Genomic DNA, 21,098 nt, shown 5'->3' with positions numbered 1-21,098 from the left:
AGGTGTATAGTCGTTTGTGCAAAGTGTGTTAAAATGAGAGGAGAAAACTTGTGATTTGGGGACGTGTGTCGAACCTTGAAAATAACCAATTTGCTACATTTCACTGAAAATCATCGCTTTTTGACGTACCGGGACTTTTCACTTAGTCCATTGGATTACCGGATGCTTCACACCGTCTACCAGCCGATGATTGGTCCGTCCGCCATCAGCCTGTACTTACTGCTCTATGAGCAAGTGCCCGCCGAACGTATCGGGTACGCTCGCGTCGAGCAGCAGCGCAGGCTGTTTCTTTCCCTTTGTCTGGAACCGAGTGAAAAAGGTAGAAAGAGTTTAATAGAGATGACATCCAAGCTGGAAGCGGTAGGCCTATTGCAGACGAAGCGAGCCTATCTGACAGACAATGAGGAATATGTGTATCAATATCGGATGCAGCGTCCGCTCGATCCCTATGCCTTTTTCCATACAACCCACTTGTTGTTGCTGCTCAGGGACAAGGTAGGCAAGCATACCGTGCTGGCACTGAAAGATGAGTTGTGCTGTGAACTGACGGAGCAGGAAGTGATGGAAGGGGACGAGGAAGATTTGTCTGTCCCGTTCTATGAATGGTTTGAGCTCAATTCACATGTCGTGGATTACGAATTGGAACAGGCCTTTATGGAGACGGCCAGCAGTCAGTCCGCTCCTTCGGATGCAGACAGGGAAGAGGAATCGGGCAGCGGCAAGCTGGATGCTCATTCGCTGGATTTCAGTGAAATATTGCGACGCATCCCGCGAACCTCTCAAAACCGGATGTATGTGGAGCAGCTTCGATATGAGCGTCAGCAATTGCAGGAGCTGCATTATCTGTTGCAAAAATATCAGCTGGGCATATCGCATATGAGCAGAATGCTGGATGAGGATGGCGCATTTGATACCAGGGGCCGGCTCCAGTATGCAGAGCTGGAGAAATGGGCGCATCTGTATTTCCGGCAAGGCAAGAAACGGCAGGAGGAACGAACGGTTCATTTGCATCAGGTCGGCCCGGCAACTTCGACCTCTTCGACCTCTTCGACCTCTTCGACCTCGGAAAACACCGTAGAGGACCAGACCGCAAACACATCCGCTGCCTCGCCGGAAGCGGAAGGCAATCAGTCGGAAACCACTGAATTGCAGATGGCCTATTACGTGCAGGTTCCTGCTGCGCTGTTAAAGAAGTTCAATGTTCATGACTATAACCGCATGTTGAAGGAACGGCCTTACACGCATGTGCTGGCTCAGTTTTTTCCGGGCACGATTCCTGATTTGGTCCTAAACACGTTTGCCCAGATTGATCTGAATTACCGCATGAATGAGCGCGTGATCAATGTACTGATTCATTACATTAAAATGCATGATCTGTCGTGGAATAAAAACTATGTGATGGCGATTGCCTCGGATATGCTGGGACGCCAGGTGGACAGCTTCGAGAAGGCGGTCACCTATATTCGGGAAATGGAAGAGCGGAGAAAGCCAAAAGCGCCCGCAGCGAAGAAGAGCAAGGGAAGAGGCCGCTCCTTCACGAACGGAAACAGCCAGAAACCCAAACTGGAAGTTATGCAGGAACAGAGCACCGGCACCTATAATGAAGAATCGATGCAACGGGCGTTGAAGCTGGCAGAGATGCTGGATCATGAGCATAAGCGCTGATGGGACAGAAGCTCGGCCAATCGCCGTGCGGAAACGGACAGGGAAAGAGGTGGACATCAGATGGAATCGTTGTCAGATGTAATGAAACAGCTGCCTGGCAGGCTTCGTCAAGGCGAGCAGGCGGAGGAACTCTATCGTTCACTCCTTGCTCATCCAGCTGTACAGGCTTTTTTGACGAAACAGGGTCCCTTTCAGGAGCAGGAAATCAGATTGAACCAGAACCGGCTCTATCAATATCAGCGAGAATATGACCAGTGCATGAACTGCCCGGGACTGGATCGCTGTCCGAATGACTTCCAGGGACACTATACGAAACTGTCCGTACAGACCATTCAGGAACGCAAGGTCATTGTGGACCATAAAGTAAGCTGCAAGAAAATGAGGGCGAAGCAGGCCCAGCAGTCGATTCATGGACGTATCCGCAGCTTTTATGTAGACGATCGGGCGCTGGAGCAGGGCTATTCGCCGAAGGAAATTTTGCAGCGGGACTGGGAGCGCAGTGAGAGCGTCGAGCATATTTTGCAATATATTTATCAGACGAAGCAGGAAGGTCTGCAAGCACGAGGCATGTACGTGCAAGGCAGCTTTGGTACGGGTAAGACATTTCTCATGTGCTATCTGCTCTATGAGCTGGCCAAGGACGGGCATAGCGGTGTCATCGTGTATATGCCTGATTTCGTGGAGGATCTGAAGAGCATGTTTCAGGACAATCAGCGACTAAAGGATACGATCGACTTGCTCAAGCAGACGGATTTGCTCATTTTCGACGATATCGGCGCAGAGAATATGTCCCCATGGGTAAGGGATCATGTGCTTGGGAGTATTCTGAATTACCGGATGGATCGCAAGCCGACGTTCTTTACTTCCAATTACAGCCTGGAGGCACTGGAGAAGCATCTGAGCTTCACGGACAAGGAAGGCGAGAATGACGCTAAGGGCAAACGCTTGATGGAACGGATTCGTCATTATGTAGATGTGCTGACGGTGAAGGGGAAGAATCATCGCGAAAAGAACGAATGATTCATCAGCCGCTGAACCGGACATGTAGAGGAAGAAATCAATCATGGAAATACGCATGAAAAAAGTCGAGTCCCCAGATGGAGACTCGACTTTTGCTGCTTGCCAGTTCTGTTCAGCGTTTTGCTGTGACAACGATCTAAGGATCCGCTGCCTGAGCGGTTTAGCCTGTCGTTTTTAGCTGCTGAAATATTGAATGAAGGTAAAGACAACGCAAACGACGAAAAAGAATCCAAACGTAGCCGCGAAGCCTACGCCTACATCAATAAAGTCATTGCGGGGTTCTTCATTTACATGGAGTTCTGGGTTTTGCGGATCACTCATGTTCCGTTCCTCCTTACACTGCGCCTGATGTTCACTTATAGTCCTTAGTATACCCAATCATCTCAAAGATTGTAAAGCAAATGGATGTGACAAATGTGAGGCAGTTCATAGTCAGACTGGAGATGACCTGCTGCTTCTGCATAGATGCAAGCGCATTGCAGATACTACAGATGACCCGCCGTATGACAGCTTGCCGGTTGCATAGCCATGGCAAGATCATTTATGGTATACTGTCATTGTTTCAAATTGGAAAGCATTTTTGTTAGGAGGAATAATCATGGCAATTGTAAATGTGACCGACCAAACCTTTGGTACAGAAGTAGAAGGTCAGGGAACGGTTTTAGTTGATTTTTGGGCCCCTTGGTGTGGACCGTGCAAGATGATTGCACCAGTTCTGGAGGAACTGGATCAAGAGATGGGCGAGCAAGTGAAGATTGCAAAAGTAAATGTGGATGACAATCAGGAATCTGCTTCCCGTTTCGGGGTTATGAGCATTCCTACCCTGATCGTATTCAAGGACGGACAGCCCGTGGATAAAGTAGTCGGTTTCCAGTCCAAGGATGCGCTGAAGAGCGTCATCAGCCGCCAACTGTAAGAATTAGAATAAGGGATAAACAGAGATCTCCGGCCTGCATGGGCATCTGGAGATCTCTTTTTTTGCAGCTAGCCCAGGGGTTCCTTGTTCTTGCGTCTCCAAATCCGGGAGGTACTCAGCGTTTCCTTGATCGGAGCGATGCGATTGCCAGTTCCATTACGCTCTTTCGGCTTCTTGGTCACTTCCGAGCGGAAAGCTTTAAGCAGAGATACGGACATCAACAGCAGGACCACGGCCAGGGGGAGGGCGCTGACAATAATGGCGGTCTGCATTGCTGGCAGCCCACCGGACGCCATCAGGGCAATGGCGGAGGCAGAAAGCAATAATCCCCAGATCACTTTGACGATCGTGGATGGATTAAGACTGCCGTGGGTCGTTTGCATGCCAAGCACGAAGGTGGCGGAATCGGCAGATGTAATGAAAAACGTGGAGATGAGCAGCAGCGTGATGATGACAAAAAACAAATTGAAGGGCAACTGTTCGTATACGTAGAAAAGGGCAGTCTCCAGATTCTTGTCCGAGATGCTAATGCCGAGAATGTGCTCCAAGTGAATGGCGGTTCCGCCAAATACGGCAAACCAGAATGCACAGACGATTGAAGGGATTAAGGTGACGGCAATGACAAATTCTCTGACGGTTCTTCCTCTGGATACACGCGCGATAAAGGTACCGACAAAGGGAGACCAGGCAATCCACCAGGCCCAGTAAAAAATCGTCCAGCCTCTCACCCACTCTGCACGTTCGGGGTTAAAGGGAGCGAGCCTCAGTCCCATGCTGGGTAAGTATTGCACGTATTCACCAAAGGTTGTGGTAAACAGATTCAACACGAAAATGGTTGGCCCAACGATCAGAAACCCGAGAAAGAGAAGAAACGCCAGCACCATATTCGTATTGCTCAAATATTTAATTCCCCTCTGCAGGCCTGTTCCGGCAGATAGCAGGAATAGCACGGTCACCACGGCGATGATGATGAGCTGAATCGAAAATTGATTCGGGATACCTGTTAAGTAGGAGAGTCCTCCGTTAATTTGGGCAGCGCCAAGTCCGAGAGAGGCGGCGACGCCGAAAATGGTAGCAAACACGGCCACAGAATCAATGACTGTGCCAAGTGTCCCCTTCGTCCGTTCACCGAGCAGCGGGTAGAGTGCAGCGCTCATCAGTCCGGGATACCCTTTGCGAAATTTGAAATAGGCCAAGGCCAGTGCGATGGATGAGTAGATCGCCCAGGCGTGCAATCCCCAGTGCAAATAGGTGTAGCGCAGCGCCTCTGTGGCTGCTTCGCTCGTCTTGGCTTCTCCAAGGGGAGGGGCTGCGTAATGAGAGATCGGCTCGGAAACACCGAAAAACAGAAGACCGATTCCCATACCCGCACTGAACAGCAGGGCAAACCAGGTGAGTTGGTTGAATTCAGGCTTGTCCTCGTCTTTCCCCAACTTGATCCGACCATACCGACTGAATACGAGAAACAGGGCAAACAGCAGGAAAAAACTCGCGCACAGTTGATAGAACCATCCAAATTGAACGAGAAAGAAGGACTGTGCGGTAGTCATCATACGGCTGAGATGATCAGGAAATAGGACACCCCAAAAGACGAAGAGTAGGGTGGTAATGAGGGAAATCCAGAATACTTTGGAGACATTTTTCAAGTTTTCTTCACTCTCCTTTGTTAACATGATGCACAGAAACAGGCCGGGGTATGTACGGGTAGCGGAATAGAGTGACGATACCCTACACAAACAAAGATACATAGGAAGAAAAGAAATGAAATATTCTAAAAATTCAGTCTAAAAACAGGAAAATCGTCAGTTTATGTCGAAATGAATGAACAATTCAATCACATGCCGCACAAGTCATCCGGAACAACTTGTGAATGAAAAGGGTAATCGATTGCAGGTTAATATTACTGGCTAAATGAGATATTCATCCGATTTGCATCTAATGAGGAGGTACGACATGATCGATCCAACCATGCGCGCGACAGAGGCCTACCAGCGATCTGAAGCGTATTGGCTTTCAAGGCTCACTGGTCTGGAAACCAAGACCCATTTGCCATCCCCCTTTCAGGTAAAAAGGAGTGTACGCACTCATCAACTGACGGCGCATCTGTCCGAAGAGCTGATCGCTTCGATTCAACGAGTTTCACGGGGCAAAGATATTTCTGCCTATGTATTTTTGCTCGGTGCTTACTATGTATGGCTGCATGCCCATACCGACCAAGAGGAAGTGGCGGTGACGGTGCCAGTGCTGGCGATGCAGGAGGGACAGCAACCATCCCCCTCATCCTGTGTGGTGATTCCGTTCCAGCTCGATGCGCAGGAGCCCTTCCGCAGCCTGCTTGGGCGCTTGCAACAGCAGTTGAAGGAGGATTGGAAGCATCCGTATTTCCCGGTTGACGAGCTCGTCCGTTCGCTGCATCTGACCGAGCCGTCCGAGCTGCTGGCAAGTACGATGTTTGGTATGACTTCCATTCATGGGGACAAAGAGATGGAGAAATGGCTCCATCTCGAAGATATGGAGCTGAGATGGCAGCTGGCAGGTAGTGAGCAAGGATATCAAATTCAGATTGCTTACGATGAGGGACGATTTGATGAGGCGACCATTCGTTCTTTTGTGGACCGATATATCAGGCTGCTATCGGAATTGCTTGATGAAGAGCGCAAAGGAATTGATCGGTCGATCGGGGAACTTAGCGTCATCGACCGCACGGAAGCGGAGCAGTGGCTGCAGAAAATGAATCAGACGCAGGCCCCATATGATGAAGAAGGACTGATGTATCAGCGGTTTGAACAGCAGGCGGAGCAGCATCCGCAGCAGATTGCAATCTATGATGGCAGGGGGAAGATGACATACGAAACATTGAATGAAAGAGCCAATCAGTGGGCGCACCTGCTAAGAGAAGCAGGGGTTGGGCCAGGCACGTATGTGGCCGTCCTGCTGGAACGATCGGCCGAGATGGTGATCGCGGTACTTGCGGTGCTCAAGGCAGGTGGGGCTTATGTGCCGATGGAGCCAGGCTATCCAAAAGGTCGTGTAGCGTCGATTATGCAGGAATTGCAGATTAGGTATGTACTAACGCAATTCGAGGTGGCCAAGCCGTTACAGAGCTTGTTCTACTCACTCGATGCGATGAAAGCCGTCCTGTATATGGATGTGCACGCTTCGTCCCCACCTGTCGAAACGCTGGAAATGCAAACGGTTGAACAACTGTGGGATCATATTGCCGAGCGATCTTACGACAGCGTGACAGCAGGTGGCTTCGTCAGCAGCTACGATGGGCGTCCTTTCTCAGAACAAGAGGTTCATCAATATCATGATCATGTGATGGGAATTATGGCTCCACATGTGCATGAAAAGGCAGAGGTACTGGAGATTGGCTGTGGAGCAGGACTTTTGACGTTTTCATTGTGCAAACGTGTTCAACGTGTCAGAGCGATGGACCCGTCTGGTGAAACCCTCAGACGAAATCAAAATTATGCCGATCAGCACGGTCTGGATCAGGTGGAATGGATGAAGGGATTTGCCCATGAGTTGGCGGAACTGCCGCTTGAGGCTTCCTCAATGGATGTGATCGTCTTGGCCAGTACGGTGCAGTTTTTTCCCGGATTTCACTATCTGTCAGCGGTCATTACGGAGCTGGAAGGCTTGCTCAAGCCTGGTGGAGTTCTCATTCTGGCTGATCTGCTTGATCTAAACCAGAAAACGGCCTACATCGAGTCTGTTCACCATTATGAAAAGGCGCATCCAGAAGCATCTGGCAGCAAGCAGCAATTTGACGGGGAGCTCTATGTGCACGAGCGGATGCTTCAAGATATCCTGAAGCAGACTGCGCAATTGGAGCTGACGGAATGCATCTATCGCAATGATGCTTTTCAGAATGAACTGCAATATCGCTTTGATGCCGTGATACGGAAAAAAGGGGGGTCTCATGCCCCACTGGAATCCAATGAACAGAGCGAAGCAGATCTGAGTGCAGCAAACTTGATCCAAGCTGACTTGATCCAGCCAGATCTGGGCCAATCAGACTTGATCAGACCTGAATTGAATCAACCTGAATCGATCCAGCCAAATATGAACATGGCCGAAGATCTGAACCGGACTGTTCACGATTCGAATGCAAAAGGTTTGCCTTCCCTGCGCTGGTTCACCCGGGGACAGGCGGAGCAGATGCCGAAACATGCACTCGCTCCTGCTGCCACTTCTGCGCACCCGGCATACTGTATCTTCACATCGGGTTCGACGGGCAAACCCAAAGGGGTCATCGTACAGCATCGCCCTGTCATGAATTTGCTGGCATGGGCAGAGCGACAGTTTGCCTTTGATTCACGAGATTGTGTGCTCTTTATTACCTCCCTGTGCTTTGATCTGTCTGTATTTGATCTGTTCGGCATGCTGTCGTTTGGCGGTTCGATCCGTATGGTGAAGGAAGAAGAGATTCGCGAACCGCAGCGCTTGCTGGACATCCTCTATGAGGAGCCCATTACATTCTGGGATTCGGCTCCCGCAGCGCTACAGCAGCTGGTGCCTTTTATGGAGAGCGAGCGATGCCGTGCGTCCCGCAGAATCAGCAAGCTCAGACTGGTTTTCCTGAGTGGAGACTGGATTCCACTGACATTGCCGGAAGCATTAAAGCAGACGTTTGACGGCGTTCAGGTGGTGTCATTGGGAGGCGCTACCGAAGCGACGGTCTGGTCGAATTTTTATCCTATAGACAAGGTCAGTCCCGACTGGGCCAGCATTCCGTACGGCAGGCCGATTCAAAATGCCAGGTATTACATTTTGAATACGCGCATGGAACCATGTCCGGTGCATGTGCCCGGAGAGTTGTACATAGGTGGGGAATGTCTCGCAGCAGGCTATACAGATGTCGAACTGACGAAGGAGCGATTTGTTCCCGATCCGTTTGGCACTGTCCCCGATTCGTTTGCAACCAAGGTCACGGACCCGCAGGCTGTAGCGGGGGCACATTCAGAAGCAGGCAGTTCAGTTATGTATCGGACGGGCGACCTGGCGAGATGGGGAGCAGATGGGAATATCGAGTTTCTCGGCCGGATGGATCATCAGGTGAAAATACGGGGCTACCGCATTGAACTGGGTGAGATTCAGGCTCAGCTGATGAAGCATGACCGCATGAAGTGGGCGCTGGTGCTCGACCGCGTGGAGCATGGGGGGACGAAGTATTTATGTGCGTATTATTTGTGTACCGGGTCTGATCCAGGAGAGTCGGAACTGAAAGCCTGTCTCGGGCAGCAGCTGCCTGCCTACATGATCCCGAGCCGTTTCGTCAGGCTGGATGATGTGCCCGTCACACCCAATGGCAAGCTGGATCGCAAGGCGTTGCCGGACCCGCTCGTTACTCAGGCGGAACGGGAGTCTGCCTGCACGCCTCCGCGCAATGAAACTGAGAAAGAAGTGGCCGCCATCTTCGAACAGGTGCTGGGTATGCCACCGGGTTCAGTCCGTGTCGAAGATTCTTTTTTCGAGTTAGGCGGTCATTCTCTGTCTGCCACGACCCTCATTGCGGCCGTTTATAAACAAATGCAGGTACAGCTCGCTTTGCGGGATGTGTTTGAGACGGCGACGGTGGAGCAACTGGCCAAACGATTGGAACGAAAAGAGAAGAGCGAGGTTGTCGTAATCAAGCCGGCACCGGTGAGTGAGGTGTATCCGGTGACTTCCTCCCAGAAACGGCTCTATATTCTTAACGAGCTGGAGGGAGCGCAGCTTAGTTACAATATGCCTCAACTGCTGGAGCTGGAGGGAACGCTGGATCTGGACCGCTTGGAGCGGGCCTGTCGACAGCTGCTGGAACGTCATGAATCGTTGCGTACTTCCTTCGAGATGCAGGGGGATCAGTTCGTGCAGCGGGTTCATGAACAGGTGGAGCTGACTATTGAGAGATTCTCGCTGGAAGCAGCGAGCCCGCAGATAGAGACAAACCGTGGGGCTTCGGATCTTCACGCTGGAATGAGACAGCAGATGGAGCAGATTGTACAGCAGTTTGTGCGTCCTTTCGATCTGGGCCAGGCTCCGCTGCTCCGGGTTGGATGGGTTGCCATCGGAGCGAATCGTGCGGTCCTGATGATGGACATGCATCACATCGTTTCAGACGGAGTGTCGATGCAATTGCTCATTGCCGATACGATGGCCTTGTACCAGGGAGAAACACTTGATCCGCTCCCGCTGCAGTACAAGGATGTAGCCGTATGGCAGCAAGCACAAATGGAGAGCGACCTCATGAAGCAGCATGAAGCCTATTGGCTGCAGCAATATGCTGATGACGTGCCGGTGCTGCATCTGCCCACAGATTTCCCGCGACCACCGGTGCAAAGCTTTAAAGGCAGTGCGGTTCGTTTCACCTTGGATGCAAAGGTGACGGATAGACTGAGAAGTCTCGCTGCCCACACAGGTGCAACCATATACATGGTCTTGCTGGCAGGCTACACCGCTTGGCTGTCTCGCTACAGCGGACAGGACGACATCGTAGTAGGTTCCCCGATTGCCGGCCGATCTCATGGCGATGTGGCGCGTATTATCGGCATGTTCGTAAATACGCTCGCTGTTCGTACTGCTCCGCGCGGGGAACTAAGCTTTTGCGATTATGTGGAACAGGTCAGGGACCTGTCTTTGGCTACCTATGAGCATCAAGCGTATCCGTTTGAACGGCTCGTGGAAAAGCTGGAGCTGCAGCGAAATCTGAGCCGCAACCCCCTGTTCGATACGATGTTTACGCTGCAAAATATGGATCAGGTCAAGCTGGAGATGGATGGGATGACGATCCGTCCTTATGAGATGACTCATCAGATTGCCAAGGTGGATCTTAACTTGACGGTGGTGGAGGAAGCGGATCAGCTGTCCTTTTTCATGGAATATTGTACGGACCTGTTTCGTGAGGAAACGGTGAAGCGTATGATGCATCATTTCTGCGAGCTGCTGAAGGATGCGGCGGCTTCTCCGGAGAAAGCCCTGTCACAGCTTACGATGCTGACACAGGAGGAGACACGTCAGTTACTGGTGGATTTTAATCAGACCGCCACGGAATATGACCGAGAGAAGACGGTGCACGCACGGCTGGAAGAACAGGCCATGCGCAATCCACAGGCGACGGCGATCTGTTTCGAGGAGAAGGCGCTGTCTTACCAGGAACTGAATGAGGCTGCCAATCGTGTAGCCCATGGGCTGCTGGAACGGGGAGCGGGACCAGGTATGATTGTAGGCGTGATGTGTGAACGTTCGCTCGATATGCTGGTTGGTCTCTATGGTGTGATGAAGTCAGGTGCGGCTTATCTGCCGATTGATCCGGCTTACCCGGAGGAACGGGTGAAGGTGTTGCTCGCAGACAGTGATGCTTCGCTGTTGCTGGTGCAGTCCCACCTGACAGACAGGGTGTCATTCGATGGATTTGATGGCGAGGTGTTGCTGCTCGGAGCAGACGCATGGATTGGCTATTCAGCCACCCAACCCGAGCAGAAGGTGACCAGCGGGGATCTGGCCTATGTCATCTATACTTCTGGTTCTACCGGACAGCCGAAAGGGGTCATGATCGAGCACCGTGCTGTGATGAACTTTATGACTGGCATGGCGCAGCGAATCCCGTTTGCGGAACATGCTTCCATCGCTTCTCTGACGACGATGTCCTTTGATATTTTCGTATTGGAGACGCTGCTGCCCTTGTCGAGAGGGATGAAGGTGGTGCTGGCTAGTGAAGAGGAAGCGGTAGATGGTCTTGCACTGGAAGCGCTGAACAAACGGCATTCATTCGAGATGATGCAGACCACGCCTTCACGCATGACGCTGCTGATGGAGAGAGACCGGCAGGCCACATGGCTGGGTCAGTTGAAGGTGCTCATGCTTGGCGGTGAACCGATGTCGATGGCGCTGCTGGAACGGCTTCGCGAGCGAACGAATGCCCGAATTTTCAATATGTATGGCCCGACGGAAACGACCGTATGGTCCTCGGTAGAGGAACTGACAGATGCGACGACTATTACGATCGGTCGCCCAATTGCCAATACACAGATGGTAATTGTAAACGAATGGAGACAGTTGCAGCCTGCTGGTGTGGCGGGTGAACTTTGCATTGCTGGTGACGGTCTGGCAAGGGGTTACTGGAAGCGGGAGACGTTGACTGCTGAGAAGTTTGTGCCTTTTCCGTGGTCCGGAGATGAAGTGAGCGTGGATGAGGATTTAAGTAGCAAGGAGTTATGGGATCAGCGACGGATGTACCATACCGGGGATTTGGCACGGTGGTTGCCAGACGGACGCCTTGAGCATATGGGACGCATCGATCATCAGGTGAAGATCCGCGGTTTCCGCATTGAGCTGGGCGAGATCGAAGCGATGCTGCTGCGTCATGAAGCGGTCAGGGAAGCTGTGGTCATACAGGTGCGGGACAGCCAGGGTGAATCCGCGCTGGCAGCCTATCTCGTGCTGCATGATCGGCTAGAGAAGGACAGGGATTGTGAAGAAGCTGGTTCCATGTCTGATTCAACCGTTGCCAATGAAGGACCACATGAAGGAGAGCAAGGAGATCAGGGAGATCGGATCTCCTGGCGTGGTTATTTGACGGAATGGTTGCCGCAATATATGATTCCGGCATTTTTCACCGTGCTCACGGAAATGCCGCTGACGCCGAACGGGAAGGTGGATCGTAAGGCATTGCCGAATCCGCAGCAAGGAGACGAGGAGCGGGTGGTGGTTCAACCGAGAAATGAGACGGAAGCCGTGCTGGCAGAGGTATGGGCGAACGTGCTCAAACTGGAGGAAGTGAGCGTCATGGACTCGTTCTTCGATCTTGGGGGCAGCTCGATGAAATTCATTCATGTGTCCTCGCGATTGGCCGAACGGGGACGGAGTGTCACGATCCAGGAGCTGTTCCAGTATGTCACCATTGCGGAGTTGGCTCCACATGTGAAGCAGGTTAGGGAACGAGAGATGGAAGGCTATGAGACCGGAGAGGTGGCTATCCATCCAAATCACTTTCATTCTTTCTCGGATTCCGAGGAGAAGCGCGAGATGATGTGGGGGGAGGTGAGTGCGATTCGCTTTCCGGATCGACTCGATCCGTCCTGGATCGAGCAGGTGCTTCGCATTCTGATGAACCGTCATGATATTCTCCAGCTTCGCTCTATACGTACTGCAGATGGCTGGAAGCAGCGCATTGTGGAATGGGACGGCTCTGTACCGTTTGAGGTGATCGATATCCGTCACATTCCCCAAGAGGAACGAATGGAGCGACTTGCGGACATGGCGTGGTCGATGGAAAGTGCACTGGATGTACAGGAGGGTCCGCTTCTGCTGTTCAGACTGCTGGATGGAGGCGACCAAGAGCCAAGCACGCTTGTCTATGCGATGCATCATTTCTGCTTCGATCAGATTTCGATTCATATATTTATGAAGGAGTTCATGCTGCTTATTCAACAACAGCGAGAAAACCGCACATTCCAGTTGCCGCCTCGTACAGCGACGTATATGGAATTGATGAAGGCGATGCAAGCATATGCAGACAGTGATGCGTGCCGTGAGCAGATGGATTACTGGCTGCCGCTTGCCAATGGTGAAGGGGTGGATATTCCTCTCGAGATGCCGGTCAGCGCATGTACGGAATGGACCATCGGGATGACCCAGCATGAGATAGATATTCAGGGACTGCTCAAGGAATTGAACCGGCAGCCAGGTATTCAGCTGAATGATGTCCTGATTTATGCCTTTCTGAAAGGCTATCAGAAATGGAGCGGACAGACTCAACTGATGATGAATCTGTTTGATACGGGACGTTATCCTTATGAGGAGGGGCTGGAGCTGTCGAATACAATTGGCTGGATGGCTGGCAAGTATCCGGTTCGATTCGAGTTAAGCGGCTCGGACTCCATCCTGGATGAATTGCGCGATGTGGCCCGGCAACGTAAACAGATTCCGCAGGACAACAGTTACAGCCTGCTGCGCTACGCTCACCAGGATGACCACATTCGGGCACAGATGCAGCACATTCGCGATGCCCAGGTCAATTTCAACTTTATCGGTCAGTTTGATGAAGAAATGCACACGGACTGGCTCCATGAGGTCACCCCCATTCCGTTGCCAGAAAAGCAAAAAGTAAATTCCAGTCTCCAGGATCGGGATTTACTCAATGTCGGCAGTCAGGTACAAGGCCAGCGTCTCCATCTGTACTGGTTCTATATTGCTGGACTCATTTCAAGAGAGTCCATAGACCAACTGGCCAGTTGGATGCACGAGGAGATTGAGAGAGTTGGGTTGGAACTAGGCAAGCATGAAGGTGTAGGGATATAGTCAAACATGAAAACCAGCCGCGTGGAAGTTTTGGATTTTGCGTGGCTGGTTTTGTATATTTCGACAAATCCATTTTATTCGACCGAAAACGACAAAAGCAGAGTTTTACAAAATTTGTTGAGCGGAGAGATCGAGTATCAGTATGACTATGACATCTTCGGCAACCCGATTCTAACTATTGAAACGTATAGCAATGCCATTCGTTACGCTGGCGAGTTCTACGATGAAGAAACAGGTCTCTATTATCTAAGAGCGAGATATTACAATGCGTACACTGGACGTTTCATTAGTGAAGACAGCTACTGGGGAGAGGACACGAACCCGCTTAGCCTAAATCTGTACACGTATGCACATAATGATCCGATACGCTATATAGACCCGAGCGGTCATGCCTCCGAAATCCCAGATTGGTTGGACTGGAACCGGGATGGCGTATTGGATTCGAGAGAAGACAAATCAGCCTTTGATAAAGATGGAGATTCCATTGCAGATTGGAATCAGGGTGATAGCAACTGGACCTATGATGAAGAATATGGATGGTCGTATAAAAAGGCGCGATCGGATATACCAGAATGGCTAGATTGGGATCGGGATGGTAAAGTAGACACAGATGAAGATATGATCCATTTTGATCAGGATAATAACGATGTTGCTGATTGGTTAGAAAAAGATACTGATCAAGACTGGGTGTACACTGAAGAAAACGGTTGGGATCATAAAAGTATTCTAAGTAAAGGATTCCACGGGCCAACCGCCGAAGAAATTAGGTCAATATATGATCTGTATTCACCTAATTACGAAGAAAATGAAATGTACACGGCACGAGGTATACCAAACTCTTCTGTATTTGACGATCTTGTCTACTATCTACTCAATCCGGACTCCTTATCAAGTGGTGGAGTTAAGGCTTCTGCATATACTAGAGGTACAGGGAATGCAGGGGATATGGCTGATAGTTTTAATAGCAAATGGTCAGAGAACGCCAAAAAATTTGCGGAAGAGTACGTATCACAATTAGAGGGTGTTTATGCATTTATGCATCTGAAAAAACGGATATTGCCTATGGATTATACTGGTTTGCTTGCTTAGAACAGATATCATGTAGCAATCCAGATCCAATTGATTTTGATATAACTTTTGATCCAGACCTTCTAGAGAATATGGCTAAGACGAGAGTATACTATAGTTATTTGTTTAATGAAGGATATTCAGAAGAATATGGTTTTAACACATCGTATATTCGCGCTCGATGGTTAGTTGATCATTATTATAATATACACTCCGAAATGGAGGAGTATGGTTATGAATCATTTGACGATGCATTGGATATGTCTGCCTATTTACATGAAGATTCACTAGTAGGAGGCACAGGTGATCAATATGAAGTCCCACAACAGGTGAAAGTTAAGGCGAATATTAGAATGAGAAATGTAAAATTAAAGAAGAAGGAAAAGGAGGATTCCAAGGAAAAAAATCAGAATCGAATAATAATGACTCTAATAGTAATGACAACAAGGGGAAGGCTAAAATCGAAGGAATGCCCCCTATCGTACAATCTAGAATTAATATCAGTAATGTAAACACGTTGTACAAGAACACATTTCAACTAAGAACAAATCACAATTCACAATTTCTCAAGATGAGCTTCGTACCATACTTTCAGATAAGAATGTAGTGAATACTCCTGTAACTAGAACTCTAGATAGTGCAAATGGGATTCGCTATGTAAGAGAGGTTACTTTGGATAAACCTATTGGTACTGACAAATTTAATGATTTTAATCCTACCTCAACGATGACCATTTTGACCGATAGTCATGGAAACTTAGTTACAGCATCACCAGGAATAATAAAATAAGATATGGGAGGGATACAAGCTGAAACTTATTGGAAGTAAAACTGAACAAGAAATAAGAGAGCAATTATTGGTTTCAAATAAGTCATTGTTTGAAGAAGAAGGAAAGCGAAGATTACTTGATGTTCTTCGTCAAAGTTTTCCTAGTTTGGAGACGGGGTATATTCTCCATTGGATACCTGAACAAGAAGAGGATTTTTACAAAATACTAATAAATGATTCTTTAATTGCTGATATTGAATTAAATAGGACTATTCAAGATGTAGTACCGACAATTAATTCCATGCCTTTATCACAATATAAAGTAGGTTTAATTAAAATTAACCAAAAAAAATTAGCGGTAGCAGTTGATTTAGCTAGAAAAGACTTGAAAAAAGCAAAGTAATATCAATCACACCTTGATTGGCTTTGTGTAATGCTCCCCATTGTCAAGACACAAATTTCTGAGGAATAAGTTAGGAACTGACCCCATAACGTGAGACAAATCAAAACACCTTCAAGAAAAGACTACCATGTCGTAAGATGGAGGGGACTGACCCCATAGTGTGAGACAAATCAAAACACCTTCAAGAAACTAACACCATGTCGTATGATATGGGAATATCCTTGGAGGTGTTTTTGCGTTGGCAACTAGAGTGAGTTATCCCGTGGAAACAAAGATGAAGGCGATTGAAATGAGGTTGGAGGGTATCCCCGTCAAGGAGATCATGGAACAGCTCGTCATAAAAAATAAGACACAGATTGGGACCTGGTTGAAATGGTACCACAACGGTGAGCTGAAGCGACCTAAGCAGCCAGTAGGGAAACCGTACAGCTACGGAAAAGGGCCAGCGTACGCTTCAGAACTCGAGATGATGAAAGCCGAGAATCGCTTTTTGAGGCAGCAAATAGACGTTCTAAAAAAGTACAAGGAGATCGAAAGGAGGTGAACCACGAATCGTCATCGCCTGGATGGCATCTATCCGAGGAGAGATTAGCATATCCCAAGCCTGTAAGTGGCTCGGAATAGCACGTGCCTCTTACTATCGCTGGAAAGCGGCCTGCGAGAACAGAAAGCAGGATCAAACCGTTGAGAGAATCCGAGAACTCTGTACCCAGCATAAATTTCGCTATGGCTATCGCAAAATTACAGCGCTGCTTAGGAACGAAAAGCGGATCAACCATAAACACGTGCAGCGTATTATGCGATCGGAGCGGCTACAATGTCGGGTCAGAGTCAAGAAACGTAGACAAAATGGACAGCCTGCACACATAGCTGAGCATGTACTACAGCGACAGTTTCATGCAGATGCACCTATGCAAAAGCTGGTCACAGACATCACCTATTTGCCGTTCGGTGGACAGATGATGTACTTGTCGAGTATTTTAGACTTGTTTAACGGGGAGATTGTGGCGTACAGTATAGCGGACAAGCAGGACACTACTTTTGTACTCGATACCTTAAATCAATTGCCAATCCTACCTGGTACGTTGCTCCATAGTGATCAAGGCAGTGTTTATACGTCCCAGTCGTATCAAGAGGCTGTAAAAGGAAAAGGCATGATCATGAGCAGGTCCCGAAAAGGAACGCCTGCTGATCATGCTATCTCGAAGGTTTAACCTGCACAACGACGGCAATCGTGGAACAGACCGTTCAAGATTATATCACTTACTATAACAAAATTCGGATTCAAAGAAAACTAAATAACCAGTCACCCTTTGATTAAAGGCGACTGGCTACATAAACTTGAATGGTGTTTTGATCCCTCTCTCAAAGACGGGGGTCAGTTCCGTTATGCCTTGAATTCCTTTTTTTTGAAGGAGATCCAGATAGGCTGGATTCTTAAAGTGGGAGCCTTGATCACTGTTCATGATCTCAGGCTTGCAACGGCTGAACGCTCGTTTCAAACACCTTATGACAAAGCCTTTCTCTAGGTTACTAGACAACTCGTAGTTAGTCGATCACTTTGCGACTATACCAATCGATGATATTGAACAGATACATAAAGCCCTTGCCCATCCGAAGATACGTAATATCTACTCCCCAGACTTGGTTAGGACGATCAATGGTCAAACCCCGCAGCAAATAAGGACGACAATATTTCGCATGGAGTCGCTTGCTCAAATTAGGTTTGGGATAAATCGCTTCCAGCCCCATGATCTTCATCAAACGGCAGATACGTTTTACATTGACATGAAATCCGCGCTCCTGTAGGCAAGCGGTCATTCTTCGATAGCCAAAGTATAGATGCCTCGTATAGATTTCATCGATGAGATGCATGAGCTGAATGTTGACATCACTTGGTTGCTTCTTCTTTGGTTTACGATCTAAGCTGGTGCGATTGATGCTTAGCAACTTATATTGACGTTTCATATGGACACGTGCATGACCACGTTCCACCATGTTTTTTCGTACTTCTATCGGTTTATTTGAGGCCAAATTTTATTTTGAGCCAGTCGACCTCTATCGTGAGTTGGCCTACCAGCTTCTCCAGATGTTCTTGCTTTTTCTCATACTCCTTTTTCATTTTTTCGACTTCATTGGTTTTCTTCTCAAATACCATCGAAGCACGTTCCATAAACTCCGCTTTCCAACGACTCAACATCACTGGACTAATTTCATATTTTGCTGCAATTTCATTTACCGTCTGTTCTTCTTGTAATACTTCAAGGACGACTTTGGTTTTGAATTCTGAGGCATATCGATTTCGTTTTTCCATAGTTTGATTATAACTTATTTATCACTCTCCCGTGTCTCAGTCTACGGGAGAGTGATAGTTTTTTCTCCCACAGATACACAGAAATAAATGCTTGAGCATAGCATAAAAAGCCCAGAAGATGCACTTGGGCGTTTTTTCTCGGCGTTCTCTTTTTCCTTCTATATCTCGAATCTATATAAGAACAACGAGTGTTACCGCTGAATCATAGTACCCAAAAGCTGACGGTATTTCCTACCAGAGGTTGTAGAATATAATGACCGTATCATAAGAAAGGAAAAAGGATGCCTCACTAGCTTACCGAATTCATGGGAGACATCCAATTAAATTATATTGAATTTAAATACAATATAAAATGTTTATTTAATATTTTTTTACAAAAAAGTGTTATTGGAGTGTGAGTGTGCATTTAACAGCACTATTATTATATCCTCTTACCTCAATGTAAAAAGTTTGGTTCGTGCTAATATAATGAGTAATTTTAGAGTAGTAACCACTGTAATCATCGTTAGACGCTACTAAATTATCATTGCTGTCATATAAATATAGATATGTATCAGCATTTGTCTGCCAATATCCCGTCGTAAAGTCACGAGAACCAGTAGTATTTGCATTAAACACATATCGTTTACTTCCGTTTTGAGGAATGTCGATATACTTAGTTTCACCGATGTTTATACTTTCATATCCAATAGAAGGCACAATGGATGCGGATAGGTAACTTTGCATTTGGTTACCTGAATACCCTTCTACAACCACGTAATAATCACCTTTAGCTAAGTATTGATTAATTTCAGAATACAAGGAGCCATTAGCATCATCATTATAAGCTATTTCTTCAAAATTGTGGTTGTATAGTCTTAATGTTGTATCGTAATTAGAACCTGAAGAGGATGTTTTTATTCTTATTTGGTTAGCAGTATTTAGTTGCATTTTATAAACTTCGTATCCCCCACTTGGAATACTTCCAGTATATACATTGCTATTATAAGTGTTTAATGGGTTAAATGATTCTTTATATCTAAATTGGTCGTGGTAGTTTGTTTCAGTATAATCTTGGAATCCTCCAGGGGCCCAAAATAAATTGTTATAGCGATGATATTGTTTGAATTTTGCAGTTGTTTCATATTCTTCATTAAAAACATACCATTCATCACCAGAACCACGAATTTGTCTGAACCAATAATTAGTACTGTCAAACCAATAACCACGTTGGATATTTACTTGCCAAAGGCCCCCAGTAATTTGCTCTGCATAATTTGGAATTGGGTATCCATATATTGTAAATTCATAGACTTTTTCTGGTACCATCAACTCTGTATATGTTGTGCCTACAGCATAAGACTTTTCAGTATCTGGATCTAAATCCCTTGTATCAAGATATCCACCAGGTAGATTTGTACTCCAACCCTCACCTTCAGTGTACATATATGCATACCCATATCCTGGAACATCACTTAAATCTCCATAGTTATAAAACAGCGCTTCCATTTCAATTGCTTCATTTGAATCAATATTCAGATTATTTAAAGCTGTTTGATCCCACATCATTTTCACATTAACTACACGTTTCTTGGTAGAATTATTTACTTGATAAGTTACTGCACTTACCCAGTAAGGGAGCCAATTATATGAGACATCCACCCCGTTGAATCTCCGTTTTTGTTTAAGTCTGTCTTGTGAATCTCCACAATGAGGATTAATAGAAGAGGAATCGCATGGTTCATCAGTGAACGATGGTCCTCCTTGTGGATACGATGATAAGATTGATACTGAATCACTCTTCTTAATTGTATTAGTGGTTTCTTTCTTCTTTATTTGTTCCTTTGCTTTCTGTTTATATTCTTGGAGTTCATCTATAGAAGGATCATAGTTTTCAAAAGGTATTTCGATGCTAGAATCTTCTTTTTTGTATTTGACTTTGTTTTTTTCTTTTTGTTTCTTTAATAGATTTATTTTATCAATACGCTCTTTTTTGTTTATTTTTGTTTTTTTATACTTCTCATTTTTCATTATCAATGATTTATCGAATTTATCAATAACTTCTTTTTTGTCCTCAAATGATATTAACTTAACTTTAAGTGATTCTTTTATCGACAAAACCTTTTTATTATCGATAAAATCGTTGTCTGTGTACTCTGCAATCACATCAATCAATAATTCATCAATTTTTTTCTCAAACTCTTCGTACGATGCTTTGTTAATATTATTAACCCCAAAAGTTATTTCTTGATCGTTTATCAATACAATTCCTCTAAATTCTAATGGATGAACCTAGGAATATTTAATATTACTGGCAAATTCATTCAATGAGAAACCTTTCTCATTGTAAATCTCTAAGATATATTTCTCCTGATTTTCACTAGAAACAGCTTTTAGACTCTTTGCAGGGGTAATACTTAAGAATGATAACAAAAAAATAATTGAGAGCGATAATAACAAAGATTTTTTCATAGTTCACCTCGTTAATTTTTTGGCAGATGATCATCCTAGTTAAGATTACCATTTTTATCTTTTAAAGTATATAACGAACCATAGGTGATAATGTCGATTATTGTAGTCTCTTTATTTTATTACTAATTACAAATATATAATTATTTTATTTTTTTGTTTAATGTATTGAATCAAATTCATAATGCATCATATTAAAGATAGCTAGA

12 protein-coding genes and 1 pseudogene are annotated in these 21,098 nt (G+C 46.7%); 8 read left to right on the top strand and 5 right to left on the bottom strand.

Translation table 11 applies throughout. The annotated features are described in order from the left end of the window. Positions 1 to 75 precede the first annotated feature (75 nt). Positions 76 to 1,665, top strand: a complete 1,590-nt coding sequence (locus tag ACFSUC_RS03425) for a helicase DnaB (RefSeq protein WP_379928075.1) — start codon at positions 76 to 78, stop codon at positions 1,663 to 1,665. 60 nt (positions 1,666 to 1,725) lie between these two features. After that, the gene (dnaI, locus tag ACFSUC_RS03420; RefSeq protein ID WP_379928074.1) at positions 1,726 to 2,685 is read left to right on the top strand and encodes a primosomal protein DnaI; all 960 of its coding nucleotides are present in this window, start codon (positions 1,726 to 1,728) and stop codon (positions 2,683 to 2,685) included. Between the two features lie 174 nt (positions 2,686 to 2,859). Here dnaI and ACFSUC_RS03415 read toward each other — a convergent pair whose 3' ends face one another. After that, positions 2,860 to 3,006, bottom strand: coding sequence for a YqzM family protein (locus ACFSUC_RS03415; protein WP_379928073.1), 147 nt, complete (start codon positions 3,004 to 3,006; stop codon positions 2,860 to 2,862). A 277-nt stretch (positions 3,007 to 3,283) separates the two neighbouring features. Between ACFSUC_RS03415 and trxA the strand changes: the two genes are divergently transcribed. Continuing rightward, positions 3,284 to 3,601: a thioredoxin gene (gene trxA / locus ACFSUC_RS03410; RefSeq protein WP_379928071.1), complete on the top strand. Its 318-nt coding sequence runs from the start codon at positions 3,284 to 3,286 to the stop codon at positions 3,599 to 3,601. Positions 3,602 to 3,669: 68 nt separating this feature from the next. Here trxA and ACFSUC_RS03405 read toward each other — a convergent pair whose 3' ends face one another. Continuing rightward, positions 3,670 to 5,247 (bottom strand): glycine betaine uptake BCCT transporter, encoded by a 1,578-nt coding sequence (locus ACFSUC_RS03405; protein ID WP_379928070.1) that lies wholly within the window; start codon positions 5,245 to 5,247, stop codon positions 3,670 to 3,672. Positions 5,248 to 5,554: 307 nt separating this feature from the next. Between ACFSUC_RS03405 and ACFSUC_RS03400 the strand changes: the two genes are divergently transcribed. The 5 genes and pseudogenes from ACFSUC_RS03400 to ACFSUC_RS03380 all read left to right on the top strand — a co-directional run bounded on the left by ACFSUC_RS03400 (position 5,555) and on the right by ACFSUC_RS03380 (position 17,448). Beyond that, on the top strand, positions 5,555 to 13,888 hold the full coding sequence (locus ACFSUC_RS03400) for an amino acid adenylation domain-containing protein (protein WP_379928068.1): 8,334 nt from the start codon (positions 5,555 to 5,557) through the stop codon (positions 13,886 to 13,888). A 6-nt stretch (positions 13,889 to 13,894) separates the two neighbouring features. Continuing rightward, positions 13,895 to 14,977, top strand: a complete 1,083-nt coding sequence (locus tag ACFSUC_RS03395) for an RHS repeat-associated core domain-containing protein (RefSeq protein WP_379928067.1) — start codon at positions 13,895 to 13,897, stop codon at positions 14,975 to 14,977. 71 nt (positions 14,978 to 15,048) lie between these two features. Beyond that, positions 15,049 to 15,468: a hypothetical protein gene (locus tag ACFSUC_RS03390; protein WP_379928066.1), complete on the top strand. Its 420-nt coding sequence runs from the start codon at positions 15,049 to 15,051 to the stop codon at positions 15,466 to 15,468. Between the two features lie 344 nt (positions 15,469 to 15,812). Then, positions 15,813 to 16,127: a hypothetical protein gene (locus tag ACFSUC_RS03385; protein WP_379928065.1), complete on the top strand. Its 315-nt coding sequence runs from the start codon at positions 15,813 to 15,815 to the stop codon at positions 16,125 to 16,127. 238 nt (positions 16,128 to 16,365) lie between these two features. Further along, a pseudogene (locus ACFSUC_RS03380) lies at positions 16,366 to 17,448 on the top strand (IS3 family transposase). A gap of 227 nt (positions 17,449 to 17,675) precedes the next feature. Here ACFSUC_RS03380 and ACFSUC_RS03375 read toward each other — a convergent pair. The 3 genes from ACFSUC_RS03375 to ACFSUC_RS03365 all read right to left on the bottom strand — a co-directional run bounded on the left by ACFSUC_RS03375 (position 17,676) and on the right by ACFSUC_RS03365 (position 20,682). Further along, positions 17,676 to 18,125 carry an IS3 family transposase gene (locus tag ACFSUC_RS03375; protein WP_379928064.1) on the bottom strand — a complete coding sequence of 150 codons (450 nt, stop codon included), beginning with the start codon at positions 18,123 to 18,125 and terminating at the stop codon, positions 17,676 to 17,678. Positions 18,126 to 18,147: 22 nt separating this feature from the next. Then, a complete protein-coding gene (locus ACFSUC_RS03370) occupies positions 18,148 to 18,441 on the bottom strand; it encodes a transposase (protein ID WP_379928063.1) in 294 nt (97 codons plus the stop codon). 384 nt (positions 18,442 to 18,825) lie between these two features. After that, positions 18,826 to 20,682 (bottom strand): hypothetical protein, encoded by a 1,857-nt coding sequence (locus ACFSUC_RS03365; protein WP_379928062.1) that lies wholly within the window; start codon positions 20,680 to 20,682, stop codon positions 18,826 to 18,828. Positions 20,683 to 21,098 lie beyond the last annotated feature (416 nt).

The organism is Marinicrinis sediminis, from assembly GCF_042685085.1.
Taxonomy (GTDB): Bacteria; Bacillota; Bacilli; order Paenibacillales; family KCTC-33676; genus Marinicrinis; species Marinicrinis sediminis.
This window is presented reverse-complemented; position numbering and strand designations above follow the sequence as displayed.